The sequence below is a fragment of the Spirillospora sp. NPDC048819 genome, assembly GCF_040650055.1.
GTDB lineage: Bacteria > Actinomycetota > Actinomycetes > Streptosporangiales > Streptosporangiaceae > Spirillospora.
Genome location: NZ_JBEZGN010000065.1, coordinates 1 through 14,103, shown reverse-complemented (window position 1 = coordinate 14,103; position 14,103 = coordinate 1). Strand labels below are relative to the sequence as shown.

Here is a 14,103-nt window from a genome sequence, read left to right as displayed (position 1 = left end):
CGGTCTCCTCCACGCCCCCATCCTCCCACCGAGCCCGGACGGGCGGCCCGCAGGGGCGTGCCATAGTGGGCGCGTGACACTCCAGATCCCGGCGGGCAGGGCACGCACGAGCGGCGCACGCGGGGCGGGAGGCCCGACGCTTTCGCTGACGGCCCGGCACGGGGTCGGGTTCGCGATGAACCCGTGCGCGAGCCTGCTGCGGCTGTACGCCGAGGCGGGCCCGGTGGCGGCCGTCGGGTCGCGGCGCAGGCCGCTGGTGCACCTGTTCGGGCCGGACGCCAACGCGTTCGTGTTCGCCAACTCCGGCCTGTTCCGCTGGCGGGAGGCGTTCGACCTGCTGGTGCCCGTCAACGGGGAGACCGCGCTGATCGTCAGCGACGGCGCCGACCACCGCCGGCGGCGCCGCCTGGTCCAGCCGGCGTTCCACCACCGCCGCGTCGGCGCCTACGTGGAGCGGATGGCCGCCAACACCGACGCCGCCCTGGACGGCTGGCGTCCCGGCCGGACCCTGGACGCCTACGCCGAGCTGAGGTCGGTGATCCGCCGCAGCACCGTCGAGGTCCTGTTCGGCGACCGGCTCGCCGCCGACGCCGAGGTGATCGGGCGGCGGCTGCAGGTCGCGCTGGCCGGCATCGACCGCAACTTCATCCTGCAGCTGATGCTGCGGTCGGTCCCCAACCCGTACTCGCGGCGCGTGGCCGCGTCCCGCGCGCTCGTCGCGCGGCGGGTGGACGAGGAGATCGACCGGCGGCTGCGCGAGGGCGCCGCCCACGACGACGTGCTCGGCATGCTGATGGCCGCCCGCGACGAGGACGGCACGGGCCTGACCCGCCGGGAACTCCAGGACCAGGTCATCAGCCTCATCTCCGCCGGGTACGACACGACCAGCGCGGCGATGGCGTGGGCGGTGTACGCGCTGCTGACCCATCCGGGCGCCGAGGAACGCGCCCGCCGGGAGGTCGCCGACGTGCTCGGCGACCGGCCCCCGGCCGCCGGTGACCTGCCCGCGCTGACCTACCTGGACGGCGTCGTCAACGAGACGCTGCGGCTGTTCCCGCCCGCGGTGCTCAGCGCCCGCGTGCCCGTGGAGGACTTCGAGTACGCCGGGCACCGCGTCCCGGCGGGCGCGATGGTGTTCTACTCCCCCTACGTCACCCACCGGATGCCGGACGTGTGGCCGCAGGCGGGACGGTTCCGTCCCGAACGCTGGGACCCGTCCTCGGACCTGCACCGCCCCACCACGCCCGCGACGTACCTGCCGTTCGGCGGCGGTCCGCACCGCTGCATCGGCTCGACCCTGGCGATCGTCGAGCTGAAGACGATGCTGGCGTGCCTGCTGCGCCGCACCCGCCTGCGGCTGGTGTCGCCCGCCGCGACGCCGACCAGCGTGACCGCGATGCGCCCGCGCGGCGGCCTGCCCGTCGAGGTCCTCGCCCCGCCGGCCGGGCGCTGACGCCGCTCCGGCCGGGGCGGGCTTCAGCGGGCGGCGGTCGCGCGTGCCAGGCGCGCGGCCATCGCGGTGAGGCGTTCGGTGAGCTCGGGCGGCCCCTCGACCTCGAAGTCCAGGTCGAGGTAGGCGATGCGCAGCGCCGTCCATTCCAGGGAGTCGGCGGTGGTGCGCAGGACGCAGGTGCGGTCGTCGACGGGCTCGACCTCGGCGCCGGTGACGCGGAACCGGTCGGCGAGCTCATCGGCGGAGGCGTGCACGGTCAGCACCGCCTGCCGCAGGGGCCGGGACCGGGCCCGGGACGCGGTGACGAACGCGGCGGCGTCGGCGGCGGGCAGCTCGCGCGGCGGGCACCGGACGCCGGTCGGCTGCGGGGAGCCCAGCCGGTCGACGCGGAACGTCCGCCAGTCGCCGCGGCCGGTGTCGAAGGCGACCAGGTACCAGCGGCGGCCGGCCGAGACCAGGCCGCGGGGTTCGGCCGTGCGGCGGGTGTCCTCGCCGTCCGCGCCGCGGTAGGTGAAGCGGAGCCGTTCGCCGTCGCGGCACGCGGCGGCCAGGACGGTGAGGGTCTCGGGGGCCGCGGCCGGCCCGGCGGGCGGCCCGGTCAGCGGGGTGGTGGCGGCGTGCAGGGCGCTCACGCGGCGCCGCAGCCGGGCGGGCAGGACCTGTTCGAGCTTGGCGAGGGCGCGCACGGACGCCTCCCCGATGCCCTCGACCGCTCCCCCGGAGGCCGCCCGCAGCCCCACGGCGATCGCGACGGCCTCCTCGTCGTCCAGCAGCAGCGGCGGCATCGCCGTCCCGGCCTCCAGGGCGTACCCGCCGGCCGCGCCGAGCGTGGCGTGCACGGGGTATCCGAGGCCGCGCAGCCGCTCGACGTCGCGGCGGACGGTCCGGGCGCTGACGCCGAGCCGTTCGCGCAGCTCGGGCCCGCTCCACGAGCGGCGGGTCTGCAGGAGCGACAGCAGCCGCAACAGGCGTTCGGACGACATGCCACCAGTATGCGCCGCGAACGAGGCCGGCTCCTGGCCGCTTTGGGGCCGGGCGCGGGCTGGAGTGAGCGGGGGCGGCGCCGTCATCGGCGGGGCCGCGCATGGCGAACCTCAGAGACGTCTCGTTCGAGGCTCGGCGGCCCAGGGGCGAGCCCGCGCGCTACCGGCCGGGGGCGAGGCGGGCGGGGAACCCGCCGGTGGCGATCGGGCCCCACCGGTCGACGGTGACGCGGATGAGGGACTTGTCCTGGCGGCGCATGGCCTCGCGGTACTCGTCCCAGTCGGGGTGCTCGCCGGCGATGCAGCGGTAGTAGTCGACCAGGGCGTCCGCGGCGGCGGGCATGTCGATGACCTCGGCGGTCCCGTCGACCTGCACGTAGGGGCCGTTGAACTCCTCCGACAGCACGCACACCGACACCCGCGGGTCGCGGCGGGCGTTGCGTGCCTTGACGCGCTCGGGGTAGGTGGAGATCACGATGCGTCCCCGCTCGTCGACGCCGCACGTGACCGGCGACATCTGCGGGCGCCCGTCGGAACGGACGGTGGACAGCACCGCGTGGTGCCTGGGGCGCAGGAAGTCGAGCAGTTCGGAACGTCCGACGCGGTTCTCGGTGGCGATCGAAGGGGCCATGCCCGCAACTCTAGAGAACCCGCCGCCGATGAGTTCGCGCCCGGCGGCCGGTCGACCTTACAGAACCGCACCGGGGAGAAGGAGGACGACGATGACCGACCGTGAACCCGTGGAAGCCCGCAACCTCGACATCTACGGCGGCGGCGAGCTGGCGTGGGACACCGCGCGCGACGCGCTGCGCGCGGCGCTGCCGAAAATGGAGACGCCGGTGTTCCTGGGGACCGTCCGGCCGGACGGCCGCCCGCACGCGGCGGGCATCGGCGCGCTGTGGCACGAGGGCGACCTGTACTTCACCAGCGGCCCCGGCACCCGCAAGTCCCGCGACCTGGCGGCGAACCCGGCGTGCACGATCTCGGTCCGGGTTCCGGGCGTGGACCTGGTGCTGGAGGGCGAGGCCGAGCGCGTCACCGACCCGGCCGTCCTGGAGCCCGTCGCCGCCGGGTACCGGGAGGGCGGCTGGCCGGCGCAGGTGGACGGCGACGCGCTCACCGCGCCGTTCAGCGCGCAGAGCGCGGGCCCGCCGCCGTGGTACCTGTACCGCCTCGTCTTCCACACCGTGGTCGGGGTGGGGACCGCCGAGCCGTTCGGCGCGACCCGCTGGAGCTTCGGCCCCTAGACGATGCCGGCTTTTTGACGATGCCGGCCTTTGACGATGCCGACTTTGGTCTACCGGCCGTGAACGTTCGGGCGATGGCCGGGGCGCCGGCGCCTCCGAGACTGGAGTCATGACTGGGGGCATCTCACTGAGCGGCGCGCCCGCGGGCCGCTGGACTCTCGACCACGGCGGCCACCGGCTGGAGGTGGAGACCGGGCGGGCCGGGTGGAACCGGTTCGTGCGCCTGTACGTGGACGGTGCGCCTTCCGGGGAGGCCGCGGCCGTCCGGAAGGCGACGCTGCCGTACGGGGATCTGGTGGTGGAGGTCGGGTTCGGCTACCTCGGTCTCGTCGACGGGCAGGCGGCGCGCTGCGAGCTGGCGGCGCCCGCACCCGCCGGGGGCGGCGGCGAGTGCGGAGACGAAGGCGGGAAGGGCGGGAGGGCGTGCGCGCGGGAGAGGGCCGCGTTCGTGCCCGCGGAGGGGACGCGGGCGGCCAGGCGGGAGGAGCTGGCGCGCACCCGCCCGGTCCTGTACGCCTCCCGGCACGTGGTGGCGGCGGCCGGCAGGGTGGTGTTCCCGCTGCTGGGCGTCACCGCCCTGCTGAACGTGCTCATCAGGATGGTCCCGTGGCCGCACGTGCGGCTCCCGGACGTCGACGCGCCGTCGATTCCCTGGCCCGGCATTCCCTGGCCGGACGTCCCGTGGCCCGATCCGCCGGAGGCGCCGGCGTGGCTGCGGGCGGTCCTGGCGACCACGAAGTTCTGGCTGCCGATCGTGATCGCGGCGGGCGTCGCGGTGCGGGAGGTGCGGCGCCGGCGGTCAGCCGCTGAGCAGCGCGAAAAGGCCGGCGCAGGTGAGGGCGACCATGACGGCGGCGACGGGGAGCTGGCCGTGCAGGGCGCGGGCCGGGGAGCGCAGCGCGAGGTCGTGCGCGGCGACGGTGCCCGCGATGTGCCCGAGGACGATGGCGTTGACCTGGACCTGCGCGGTGAGGGTCGGGCCGGCGAGGTCGTGGTCGACGCGGTTGCCGGCGGTGCCGAACAGGTCCAGGCCCGTCCCGAACGGGTCGCCGAGCAGGATGAAGGTCGTCTGGCCTTCCAGGACGAGGAACGAGAAGTAGTGCGCGACGGTGTAGCCGAGGGCGATCGGCAGCAGGGTCGCGGCGAACCGGCCCGGCAGTGCGGCGGGGTCCTGGCCGGTCAGGCGCGCGCTGAGCCGCAGCGCCGCGACGTACAGGGCGGCGACGGCGGCGATCGCGGCGGCCAGCCCTAGGGTCCCGGCGGGGACGCTGGAGGGGTCGACGTTGTCGCGCCAGTAGGTGGTGCGGGTGACGCCGTCGAACCCGGTGGAGCCGATGAGCACGCACGCGGCCGCGGTGAGGCCCGGTTCGGCGGTGCCGGTCATCAGGCCGGTCAGCGGCGTGCGCAGGACGAGGGGCCGGGCGGGGCTCGTCGCCCCGGCGGCGGGCGGGGCCGGGAGGGCGGGCGTCCCGCCGCCGCGCCGCCCGAGGGGCGACATCCGGGCCAGCAGGGTGGAGTAGGCCTCGAAGCCGTCGCCGCGGGTGAACCAGTCGCGGCCGAACCACCAGGCCAGGGCGAGGTTGACGGCCGCGTAGGCGAGGATGAGCGCGCCGACGGCCCGCGGGTCGGACCGGTTCGGCGCGACCAGTTCGAGCCACACGAAACCCGTGAGCCATGCCGCGGCCGGCCAGTACCCGAGCCGGGGCGGCAGCGCGCGGCGGCCCGCCGGGGACGTGCGGGTGGCGCGGCACAGGGCGGCGTGCAGGGTCCGCAGCGGGTTGACGCGCCGCCAGACGGGCCCGAGCAGGACGCTGGCGGGGACGAGCCCGACCCAGAACGTCACGTACAGCGCCCACGGCGCGAGGTTGGCGCCGGTGGCGGGCGGTCCGGCGAACGCGACCGCGACGACGAGGGCGGCGGCGGCCAGGGCGAGGACGCGTCCGGTGCGGGTGAGGGCCGCCGCGTCCAGGACGCGGGCGAGCGCCGGGGGCAGCGGCCGCCCCGCGGACGGGTGCAGGCGCGGCCGTTTCCACGCCAGGGTGAGGGCGAGGAACGAGGCGGCCACGGCGATGCCGCCGCCGGCGATGGCGGCGACGGCGTCCAGGGGCAGGTCGGTGCGGCCGCCGAGCCCGTGCGCCAGGACATGCCCGGCAGGGACGTGGGGGGCGGGCACGTGGTGGGCGGGGTCCACGGTCAGCCGACCTGGAGTTCGAACACGCGGCCGCCGGCGTGGTGCAGCTCGGCCTCGAAGACGCCGGGCGTGTCGGCGGTGAACCGCAGGGTGGCGGGGCGCCCGGGGGCGAGCGCCATCTCGCGGTCGTAGCCGTGCAGGTGGAATTCGTCGGCGCGGTCGCTGGTGACGGTGATCTGGACGGTCGCGCCGCGCGGGACCTTCACGCGGCGCCGCGCGGTGTGCACCTTCCCGGCGGCCACGGTCGCGGTGACGGTGACGACCGGCGGTCCGGTGCTCCCCGGGGCGGCGGGCGCGCCGGAGGCGGCGGTGGCGCCGCCCCGGGCGCCGTCCGCGGGCGGGGGCTCGCCGCAGCCGGCCGCCGTCACCAGCGTCACGGCGGCCGTTCCGGCCACGGCGCCCGCCATGAGTGCCCTGCGCATGCCCGCGCCCCTTCCGTCCCGGTGTCCCACACCACAGATTGTGACACTAGACAATGACACATTAGTAGATGGCATACTTCGGGGGGCGGGGCCGCCGCGCCCCCTTCTCTGGTTTCCTGCGGCGAGGGAGCGCACCGGTGCTGGATCACCTGACGGGCAAGGGGGCGGGGGCCGCGCTGCGGCTGGCCGCCGAGACGCCGGCGAAACCGGCGGGCGGCGCGGCCCTGGACCAGATCCTCATCGCCTCCGCCGGCGCCGCCGTCCTGACGGCCGCGCTGCTGGTGCTCGGGTGGGGGCACCGCAGCGGCCGGATCACCGTCCTGGCGCGGCTGGCGCGGCTCGCCGAGCGGGGCCCGGGACGCGGCACCCCCGGCTGGGCGGCGCTGCCGACGCCGGTGGCGATGCTGTCCCTGCTCACCGCGCTGCTCGGCATGTACTGGGACATCTCCCTGCACATCTCGCACGGCCGGGACGAGGGGCCGCTGGCCAACATCGCCCACTACCCGATCCTCATCGGGCTGTTCGGCATCTTCACCGCCGGTGTGCTGGCCGTCGTGCTGCCGAAGGGCGAGCGTCCCGGCGCGGCGTCGGTGCGGATCACGCGGGACTGGCACGCCCCCGCCGGCGGGGTGCTGCTGGCGGGGGCCGGGTTCTACGCGCTGCTGGGCTTCCCCCTCGACGACGTGTGGCACCGCATCTTCGGCCAGGACGTGACGCTGTGGGGGCCGACGCACCTGATGCTGATCGGCGGCGCGGGGCTGTCGCTGGTGGCGATGATGGTCCTGGAACGGGAGGGGCGCCGCGCCTTCCGGGGGCCTGAGTCGCAGCAGCCGCCCGGCTGGGTCCGGTACGTGCGGCGGTCCATGCACGCGGGCGGGCTGCTGATCGGGCTGTCGGTGTTCCAGGCCGAGTACGACTTCGGCGTGCCGCAGTTCCGGCTCGTCCACCAGCCGCTGCTGATCGCGCTGGCGGCGGGCTGCGCGCTGGTCGCGGCGCGGCTGTGGGCCGGGCGCGGCGGCGCGGTGTGCGCCGTCGCGTTCTACATGCTGGTGCGCGGAGGCGTGTCGGTGCTGGTCGGCTGGCCGATCGGGGAGCTGTGGGCGTCGGTGCCGCTGTACTTCGCCGAGGCGCTGTGCGTGGAGGCGGCGGCGCTGCTGCTGGCGCGGCGCCCGCTGGCGCTGGGCGCGGTGGCGGGGGCGCTGATCGGCACGGCCGGGTTCGGCGCCGAGTACGCCTGGAGCCAGGTGGCGTTCCGGCTGCCGTGGACGCCCGACATCGCCGCCGAGGGCATGGCCATGGCGGTGGCCGGCGGCGTCGCGGGCGGGCTGTGCGGGGCGCTGCTGGCCGAGGGCCTGGAGGGGCGGGCGCCGCGGCCCGCGGTGGCGCGCGGGATCTTCGCGGGGGCGATCCTGGCGGTGGCCGCGGCGGTCGCCAACGGCCTGCTCATCACCGTCCCGCCGGACCGCACGGCGACCGTGACCCTCACCGTCCTCCAGCCCCCGCCCACGACCAGTCAACCGACGAGCTCCGCCCGGACGGCCGGTGCCCGGATCGAGTTCTCCCCGGCGGACGCGGTCGACGGCGCGGCCTGGGTGACGGTGACCGGCTGGCAGGGCGAGGGCCTGCACGTCGACCGCCTGGTGCGCGAACGCGAGGGCGTGTACCGCACGACCGAGCCGATGCCGCTGCACGGCCAGTGGAAGACGCTGATCCGCGTCCACGACGGGCGGACGCTGGCGGGCGTCCCGATCTACCTGCCCGCCGACCCGGCCATCGGCGCGCGGGAGGTGGCGGCGCCGGCGGAGTTCACCCGCGCGCTGCAGGGCGAGCGGACGATCCTGCAGCGGGAGCTGAAGACCGGCGTGCCGGGCTGGGTGTGGGCGGCGTGCTCGGCGGTGGTGCTGCTGTGCACGCTGGCGCTGGTCCTGTCGCTGGGCTGGGGCGTCGCGCGGATCGCCCGCCGCCTGCCCGGGCCCGCCTCGTCCGGCGCGCCGCCGGAGCCGGGGACATGAGCGCCGCCGGCGGGGTGCTGGCGGCCCACCCGGTGATCACGGCGGTCCCGTTCTTCGTGCCGACGTTCATCGTCGTCGCGGTGATCGCCGTGGTGATCTGGCGCGACCGCCGCCGCGGCGACGACCCCGCCGACCCCGGTGATGACCCCGCCGAGGACCTCGCGGGCGGTCCGGCCGGTGACGCGGGCGCGACCGCGTCGGACGGGCCGCCGGAGGGGCCGTAGACTCTGCGGTCATGAGCGACCGGCCCTCACCCGCCGCATACCTGTCCGGGCTGTTCTCGCTGGAGGGCAGGGTCGCGATCGTGACGGGCGGCAGCTCGGGCATCGGCCGCGCCATCGCCGGGGCGCTCGCCATGTCGGGCGCGTCCGTGGTGATCGTCGCGCGGCGGGAGGCGGAACTGGCCGCGGCCGTCGGCGACCTGGAGGGCCACGGCTGCCGCGCCGCGTCCGTCAGCGCCGACCTGGGCACCCGCGACGGTGTCGCGAAGGCGGCCGAGGACGCGGCCGCCGCGTTCGGCGAGCCGGACATCCTCGTCAACTCCGCCGCGGTGAACCTGCGCCCGCCGATGGACGAGCTGGGCCAGGACGTCTGGGACGCCACCATGGCGGTGAACCTGGACGCGCCGTTCCTGCTCGGGCAGCGGTTCGGCCCCGGCATGGCCGAGCGCGGCTTCGGGCGGCTGATCCACATCGCCTCGCAGCAGGCGTTCCGGGCGTCGGTGACCAGCGGCGCCTACGGGGTGTCCAAGGCGGGCCTGGTCGCGCTCGCCCGGTCGCAGGCCGAGGCGTGGTCGCCGCGCGGCGTCACCGCCAACACCCTGGTGCCCGGGTTCGTGATGACGCCGCTGAACACCCGGATCTCCTCGGATCCGGCGAAGGTCGCGGCCCTGGCCGGGCGGACGCTGGCCGGCCGCAACGGCGTGGCCGGCGACTTCGCCGGCGCGGCGGTGTTCCTGGCGTCGGCGTCGGCCGCCTACGTCACCGGGCAGTCGATCTTCGTGGACGGCGGCTTCTCCGCCCACTGACGCCGGGTCCGCTAGCCGAACAGGCCGGTCGCCCCGACCGCCTCCGCCGGGTCGGCGGCGTGGACGACGCCGCCGAGGGGCCGTCCGTCCTCGTCGTGGACGCGCCATCCGGCGAGCTGCACGACCGGGACCGCCGACCGCCGCATCGCCAGCGCCAGTTCCGACAGCGTCCCCCACGACCCGCCGACGACGATCACGGCGTCGGCGGCGTTGACGACGACGTTGTTGCGGGCCTGGCCGAGGCCGGTGGGCAGCACGACGGTGAGGTCGGGCCCGGCGGCGGACCGGTCGGCGGCCGGGAGCACCCCGACGACGATCCCGCCGGCGCCGCGGGCGCCCGCGGCGGCCGCGGCCATCACCCCGCCGTGCCCGCCGCAGACGACGACGGCGCCGTGCGCGGCCAGGAGCCGCCCGGTCTCGTGCGCGTGGTCCCATTCCCGTTCGGTGCACTCGCCCGGCCCGCACACCGCCACCTGGACCGGCACGGCCCGGCTACCGGGCGCCGTGCCGGGCGGCGATCTCGTCGATCGTCGCTGCGAGCGCGAAGTCCTTGCCGGTCAGGCCGCCCGCGCTGTGGGTGGACAGCGCGAACGTCAGGGTGCGCCAGCGGATGTCGATGTCGGGGTGGTGGTCGGCGTCCTCGGCGGCGCGGGCGACGTCGGTCACCACGTCGATCCCGGCCGGGAACGAGGGCGCCTTCACCGTCCGGCGGATCTCGTCGCCGTCCCTGCTCCAGGCGGGCAGGTCGCGCAGGCGGTCGGCGACGGCGGCGTCGTCGAGCGTGTCGGCCATCGGGATCACTTCCTGTTCGTCGGCGAGGATGACCTCTCCCTTCCGAGTACATCACGCTCCGCCGTCCGCCCTGCGGCCGCCGGGCGGACTCGCACGCGGCGGCGCCCGGTTCAGGAGGCGCGGCCCTCGGGCGGGTCGTCCGCCGGGGCCTCGACAACGGCCTCGACAACGGCCTCGACCGTCACCTCGATCGGCGCCTCGGTCGTGACCTGCGCCCACACGTCGGCGGTGTCGGCGGTGGCCCGGACGACGACGGTCGCGCCGGTGGCGGCGGGGGCGGGCCGTGTGGCGGTGGCCCAGGTGGTCTTGGCGACGTCGACGACGACGTCGCGGGACACCTCGACGATCATGCCGCGCAGGGTGTCCTTCATGGCGAGCTTGAGGGCGTCGCGCAGCAGTTCGCGCAGGACGGCCTCGACCGCGGCGGTGAGGGCGCGGGACGCGGCGCGCAGGGCCAGGTCGCGTGCGGTGCGGGCGACGGCGCTGCCGGCCGCGGCGGCGACCAGGTCCCCGGCGCCGCGGGCGGCGTCGCGCAGGGCCGGGTCGGCGGCGGCGCGGGCGGCCACGCCGGCGGCCGCGTCGGCGAGCGGGGCCAGCTCGGCGGATCCGGCGGCGTCGCGGGCGCGGTCGCGCACCGCGGCGGCCAGGTCGCGGGCGGCCTGCTCGGCGGTCTCGCGGACGACGCGGGCGACGACGTCGCGGCCGGCGATCATGGCGGCGTCGACGGCGGCGTCGGCGACGGTGTCGATCGCGGCGTCCACGACGGTCCGGGTGGCGGCCTGCACGACCGGCGCGGACGCGGTGCGGCCGGCGAGGTCCAGGGCGGCGTCGGCGGCGGCGCGGGCGAGGGGGCTTTCGGCGGCCAGGCGGCGCGCCGCGGCGGCCATGGGGTGGCGCGCGGCCTGCTCGGCGAGGGTCATCGCGGCGGTGGCGGCCTCGAACGCGCCCGCGGTGGCGGGGTTGGCCGCGGCGGCGGCGCGGGCCTCGGTGACGGCCCGCTCGGCCATGGCGGTGGCGGCGCCGACGGCGGCGTCGCGGGCGGCCCGCTCGACGGCCTTCATCACGGGCGTGCCCGACACCTGGTCCAGGATGCGGGTCGCGGCGAGCGCGGCGGCGTCGCGGGCGGCGGCGGCGACGGGTTCACCGGCGGAGGCGGCCGTCCGCGCGGCGTTCAGGGCGGCCGGGGCCAGCCCGTCCCAGATCTCCTCCAGCCGCTCCGCCGCGGCCCGGTCGGCCCGGCCCGCCCGTTCCGCGAGCCCGGTTCCGTCGTCGAGTCCGGGTTCCCGCTGCTGCCTGTCGTCGTCCACGGCCACACCCCCTTGTCACAATCCGCCCCCAAATCACCATAACTTCCGAACACCGTCTCCGGTTCCTGCGCCCGGCCCCGGTGCCGCGGGACGCGCGGTCAGCGGGCGCAGGACGGGCAGGGCAGGCGGGTGCGGCGGGCGTAGGCGCGGGCGGCGACGGCCATCCCCGCGCCCCACAGCAGGTAGGCGGGGACGGCGACCCAGAAGAACGCCTCGGGCAGGGCGAGGCCGCCTTCGGCCGGGAACGGGTTGCGGCCGTTCAGCCGCTCCCAGAACATCTGCAGCAGCATCAGCCCGAAGTAGACGGTGAGGCCGCCGGAGATCGCGGCGCCCGGCCACAGCACCAGCCGGCGCGGGACGCGGCGCCCGCCGAGCCGGGGCAGGCGGCGCGGCCACGTCCGCCCGAAGGAGTGGACGAGGGCGAGCGGCAGCAGGCTCCCGCCGAGCACGAACCCCGCCTCGAACAGGATCGCCGAGGCGCCGCCCGACAGCGGCGATTCCCCGAACCCGACCGCGGCCTGCGCGATGATCCGGGTGAGGCAGCCGGCGACGGCGAGGTAGGCGGCCCAGTACGCCCACGCGGGGGTGTGGGCGAGGGCGCCGGGCGCGGTCGTGGCCCGCCCGCAGGCGGCGCAACCGGCGCGGGTGCGGCGCGCGTGCGCGAGGGCGGACAGGCCGGTCATGATCCCGGCGGCGACGCAGGCGGCGCGGCTGAGCGCGCCCAGCGGGTAGAAGGCGATGCCGAGGCCGGGCAGGACCGCGCCGATCACGTCGAGCAGCAGCAGCGCACCGGAGGCGACGAGGCAGAGCGCGGCGGTCCAGGCCGCCGCCAGCAGCGGCCGCCGGGGCAGCCGTCCCGCGCCCGGATGCGCGAGCGCGAGCAGGACGGCCGCCGCCGCGCCGCACAGCGCGACGCTCGCCCAGCCGGTGAAGGCCACCAGGTCGGTGTCCACGGGCGACATGTCGTCCGGCCGGTGCCCGGACGCCCAGTGGGCGCGCAGCGCGCCGTAGGCGGTGACCCAGGCGAGCGCGATGACCGGGAGGCGGCGCTGCAGGGCCCGCCGGCCGGGCGCCCGGCGGGGCGTCCCGGTGTGGTCGGTGAAGGTGGTGGCCATGCCCCGATCCTGCGGGCCGGGGGCCGGGCGGCGCCTCCCCGCCGCGGCCGATCCCCCTCCCCCGCGCGGGGGATCACCGGGCGGTCCGGGCGCGCCCGCGGCGGCGGGCCGCCGCCGAGAACCGATGGCGCCGAGAACCGATGGCGCCGAAAAGGGGTGGCGCGGGGACCGGGGCGGCGGATAGGGTCGCCGACGGAACCACGAGGGAGGTGAGGATGCATGGCCGTCGTTGCGGTGGCTGCTGCCCGCAGCTTTCAGCCTGTCCTCATTTTCCGGGCCGCCGGCTGATCCCGTCCGCATCACCTTCGCGGAGCGTGCGCGCCGGGGCCCCTTCACCGCAAGGGTTCCAAGACATTGTCCTTCGCATCCGCGGGGTCGTCCCCTCTTGCCGCCTACGGCTGGGACGAGACCCTGGAGAACGAGTTCACCTCTCATCGCGCGGCGGGGCTGATCCCCGCGCGCGTCGCCGCGGTCGACCGCGGCCTGTGCGACGTGGTCGCCGGGGACGGCCCGCTCCGGGCCGGGACCGGGCCCGCCGCCTCATCCGATGACCCGTCGGCGGCGCCGTGCACGGGCGACTGGGCGGCGCTGCACCCGGACGGCCCGGACGGCCGGCCGGTGATCGCGGCGCTGCTGCCGCGCCGGACCGCGATCGTGCGGTCGTCGGCGTCGCGGGACTCGCGCGGCCAGGTGCTGGCCGCCAACGTCGACACCGTCGCCGTCACCGTGTCGCTGGCCGCTCCCCTGGACCTCGGCCGCGTCGAGCGGCTGCTGGCGCTGGCGTTCGAGAGCGGCGCCCGGCCGGTGATCGTGCTCACCAAGGCCGACCGGGTGCCGGGCGCCGCCGCGGCCGAGGCCGAGGCGGAGGCCGCCTCCGCCGCGCCCGGCGTGGACGTGGTGGCGTGCAGCGCCGCGACCGGCGACGGCGTGGACGTGGTCCGCGCCGTCCTGGCGGGCACGGTGGTGCTGGTCGGCCCGTCGGGCGCGGGCAAGTCCACGCTCGGCAACGCGCTGCTGGGCGAGCGGGCCCTGGCGACCGGCGCCGTCCGCGACCGGGACGGCAAGGGGCGGCACACGACCGTCCGGCGGGAGCTGCTTCCGCTGCCGGGCGGCGGCGTCCTGATCGACACGCCGGGGCTGCGCGGCGTGGGCCTGTTCGATGCGTCCGAGGGCCTGCGGCGCACGTTCGCCGACATCGGGGACCTGGCGGCGCGGTGCCGGTTCGGCGACTGCGCGCACCGCACCGAGCCGGGCTGCGCCGTCCTGGCCGCGATCGAGGACGGGACGCTGCCGCGCCGCCGCCTCGACAGCTACCGCAAGCTGCAGCGGGAGAACGACTGGATCGCCTCCCGCGGCGACGCCCGGCTGCGCGCCGAGCGGGAGAACAAGCGCAAGGCGATCACCCGGTGGCAGCGGCAGACGTACAAGGAGCGGGGCCGGGACCGATGAGGTTCACGACCGCGGGCGGCGTCGTCGGCCAGGCCGCCGTCCAGCTCGCCCGGACGGCGGGAGCGCGGCGGATCATCGCGGGGGCGCGGTCGCCGGCCGCGCGGG

15 protein-coding genes are annotated in these 14,103 nt (G+C 77.1%); 6 read left to right on the top strand and 9 right to left on the bottom strand.

The annotated features are described in order from the left end of the window. Window positions 1-73 precede the first annotated feature (73 nt). Complete coding sequence (locus AB0C35_RS44200; RefSeq protein ID WP_358470039.1) at window positions 74-1,453, top strand: cytochrome P450; 1,380 nt, start codon at window positions 74-76, stop codon at window positions 1,451-1,453. Between the two features lie 23 nt (window positions 1,454-1,476). On the opposite strand, the gene AB0C35_RS44195 is transcribed toward AB0C35_RS44200, so the two are convergent. Beyond that, on the bottom strand, window positions 1,477-2,436 hold the full coding sequence (locus AB0C35_RS44195) for a WYL domain-containing protein (RefSeq protein WP_358470036.1): 960 nt from the start codon (window positions 2,434-2,436) through the stop codon (window positions 1,477-1,479). A 160-nt stretch (window positions 2,437-2,596) separates the two neighbouring features. Then, the gene (locus AB0C35_RS44190; protein WP_358470033.1) at window positions 2,597-3,067 is read right to left on the bottom strand and encodes a PPOX class F420-dependent oxidoreductase; all 471 of its coding nucleotides are present in this window, start codon (window positions 3,065-3,067) and stop codon (window positions 2,597-2,599) included. A gap of 91 nt (window positions 3,068-3,158) precedes the next feature. On the opposite strand from AB0C35_RS44190, the gene AB0C35_RS44185 reads away from it, so the two are divergent. After that, a complete protein-coding gene (locus AB0C35_RS44185) occupies window positions 3,159-3,683 on the top strand; it encodes a pyridoxamine 5'-phosphate oxidase family protein (RefSeq protein ID WP_358470030.1) in 525 nt (174 codons plus the stop codon). 315 nt (window positions 3,684-3,998) lie between these two features. Here AB0C35_RS44185 and AB0C35_RS44180 read toward each other — a convergent pair whose 3' ends face one another. The 3 genes from AB0C35_RS44180 to AB0C35_RS44170 all read right to left on the bottom strand — a co-directional run bounded on the left by AB0C35_RS44180 (window position 3,999) and on the right by AB0C35_RS44170 (window position 6,296). Then, a complete protein-coding gene (locus AB0C35_RS44180; protein WP_358470027.1) occupies window positions 3,999-4,418 on the bottom strand; it encodes a hypothetical protein in 420 nt (139 codons plus the stop codon). 64 nt (window positions 4,419-4,482) lie between these two features. After that, window positions 4,483-5,874 carry a hypothetical protein gene (locus AB0C35_RS44175; protein ID WP_358470024.1) on the bottom strand — a complete coding sequence of 464 codons (1,392 nt, stop codon included), beginning with the start codon at window positions 5,872-5,874 and terminating at the stop codon, window positions 4,483-4,485. Window positions 5,875-5,876: 2 nt separating this feature from the next. Continuing rightward, complete coding sequence (locus tag AB0C35_RS44170) at window positions 5,877-6,296, bottom strand: hypothetical protein (RefSeq protein WP_358470021.1); 420 nt, start codon at window positions 6,294-6,296, stop codon at window positions 5,877-5,879. Window positions 6,297-6,433: 137 nt separating this feature from the next. Here AB0C35_RS44170 and AB0C35_RS44165 point away from each other — a divergent pair, with 137 nt between their 5' ends. Genes AB0C35_RS44165 through AB0C35_RS44155 form a run of 3 tightly spaced genes read left to right on the top strand, consistent with a single transcriptional unit; the run spans window position 6,434 to window position 9,335 of the window. Continuing rightward, complete coding sequence (locus AB0C35_RS44165) at window positions 6,434-8,308, top strand: hypothetical protein (protein ID WP_358470018.1); 1,875 nt, start codon at window positions 6,434-6,436, stop codon at window positions 8,306-8,308. Next, window positions 8,305-8,532, top strand: a complete 228-nt coding sequence (locus tag AB0C35_RS44160) for a hypothetical protein (protein ID WP_358470015.1) — start codon at window positions 8,305-8,307, stop codon at window positions 8,530-8,532. Before AB0C35_RS44165 ends, AB0C35_RS44160 begins: the two co-directional genes overlap by 4 nt. Window positions 8,533-8,543: 11 nt before the next feature. Next, window positions 8,544-9,335 carry an SDR family oxidoreductase gene (locus AB0C35_RS44155; RefSeq protein ID WP_358470012.1) on the top strand — a complete coding sequence of 264 codons (792 nt, stop codon included), beginning with the start codon at window positions 8,544-8,546 and terminating at the stop codon, window positions 9,333-9,335. 11 nt (window positions 9,336-9,346) lie between these two features. Here the strand turns inward: AB0C35_RS44155 and AB0C35_RS44150 are convergent, their stop codons facing one another. The 4 genes from AB0C35_RS44150 to AB0C35_RS44135 all read right to left on the bottom strand — a co-directional run bounded on the left by AB0C35_RS44150 (window position 9,347) and on the right by AB0C35_RS44135 (window position 12,549). Further along, a complete protein-coding gene (locus tag AB0C35_RS44150; protein WP_358470009.1) occupies window positions 9,347-9,820 on the bottom strand; it encodes a TIGR00725 family protein in 474 nt (157 codons plus the stop codon). A 7-nt stretch (window positions 9,821-9,827) separates the two neighbouring features. Beyond that, complete coding sequence (locus tag AB0C35_RS44145; protein WP_358470006.1) at window positions 9,828-10,127, bottom strand: 4a-hydroxytetrahydrobiopterin dehydratase; 300 nt, start codon at window positions 10,125-10,127, stop codon at window positions 9,828-9,830. 110 nt (window positions 10,128-10,237) lie between these two features. Then, on the bottom strand, window positions 10,238-11,434 hold the full coding sequence (locus AB0C35_RS44140; protein WP_358470003.1) for a hypothetical protein: 1,197 nt from the start codon (window positions 11,432-11,434) through the stop codon (window positions 10,238-10,240). Window positions 11,435-11,532: 98 nt separating this feature from the next. Next, window positions 11,533-12,549 carry a hypothetical protein gene (locus tag AB0C35_RS44135; protein WP_358470000.1) on the bottom strand — a complete coding sequence of 339 codons (1,017 nt, stop codon included), beginning with the start codon at window positions 12,547-12,549 and terminating at the stop codon, window positions 11,533-11,535. A 354-nt stretch (window positions 12,550-12,903) separates the two neighbouring features. Here AB0C35_RS44135 and rsgA point away from each other — a divergent pair, with 354 nt between their 5' ends. Next, window positions 12,904-13,998, top strand: a complete 1,095-nt coding sequence (rsgA, locus tag AB0C35_RS44130) for a ribosome small subunit-dependent GTPase A (protein WP_358469997.1) — start codon at window positions 12,904-12,906, stop codon at window positions 13,996-13,998. Window positions 13,999-14,103 lie beyond the last annotated feature (105 nt).

Bases quoted from the DNA above. Each gene is read 5' to 3' on its own strand.
- AB0C35_RS44155 (WP_358470012.1), top strand. From the start codon at position 8,544: ATGAGCGACCGGCCCTCACCCGCCGCATACCTGTCCGGGCTGTTCTCG.
- AB0C35_RS44170 (WP_358470021.1), bottom strand. From the start codon at position 6,296: ATGCGCAGGGCACTCATGGCGGGCGCCGTGGCCGGAACGGCCGCCGTG.
- AB0C35_RS44135 (WP_358470000.1), bottom strand. From the start codon at position 12,549: ATGGCCACCACCTTCACCGACCACACCGGGACGCCCCGCCGGGCGCCC.
- AB0C35_RS44160 (WP_358470015.1), top strand. From the start codon at position 8,305: ATGAGCGCCGCCGGCGGGGTGCTGGCGGCCCACCCGGTGATCACGGCG.
- AB0C35_RS44145 (WP_358470006.1), bottom strand. From the start codon at position 10,127: ATGGCCGACACGCTCGACGACGCCGCCGTCGCCGACCGCCTGCGCGAC.
- AB0C35_RS44195 (WP_358470036.1), bottom strand. From the start codon at position 2,436: ATGTCGTCCGAACGCCTGTTGCGGCTGCTGTCGCTCCTGCAGACCCGC.
- AB0C35_RS44190 (WP_358470033.1), bottom strand. From the start codon at position 3,067: ATGGCCCCTTCGATCGCCACCGAGAACCGCGTCGGACGTTCCGAACTG.
- AB0C35_RS44185 (WP_358470030.1), top strand. From the start codon at position 3,159: ATGACCGACCGTGAACCCGTGGAAGCCCGCAACCTCGACATCTACGGC.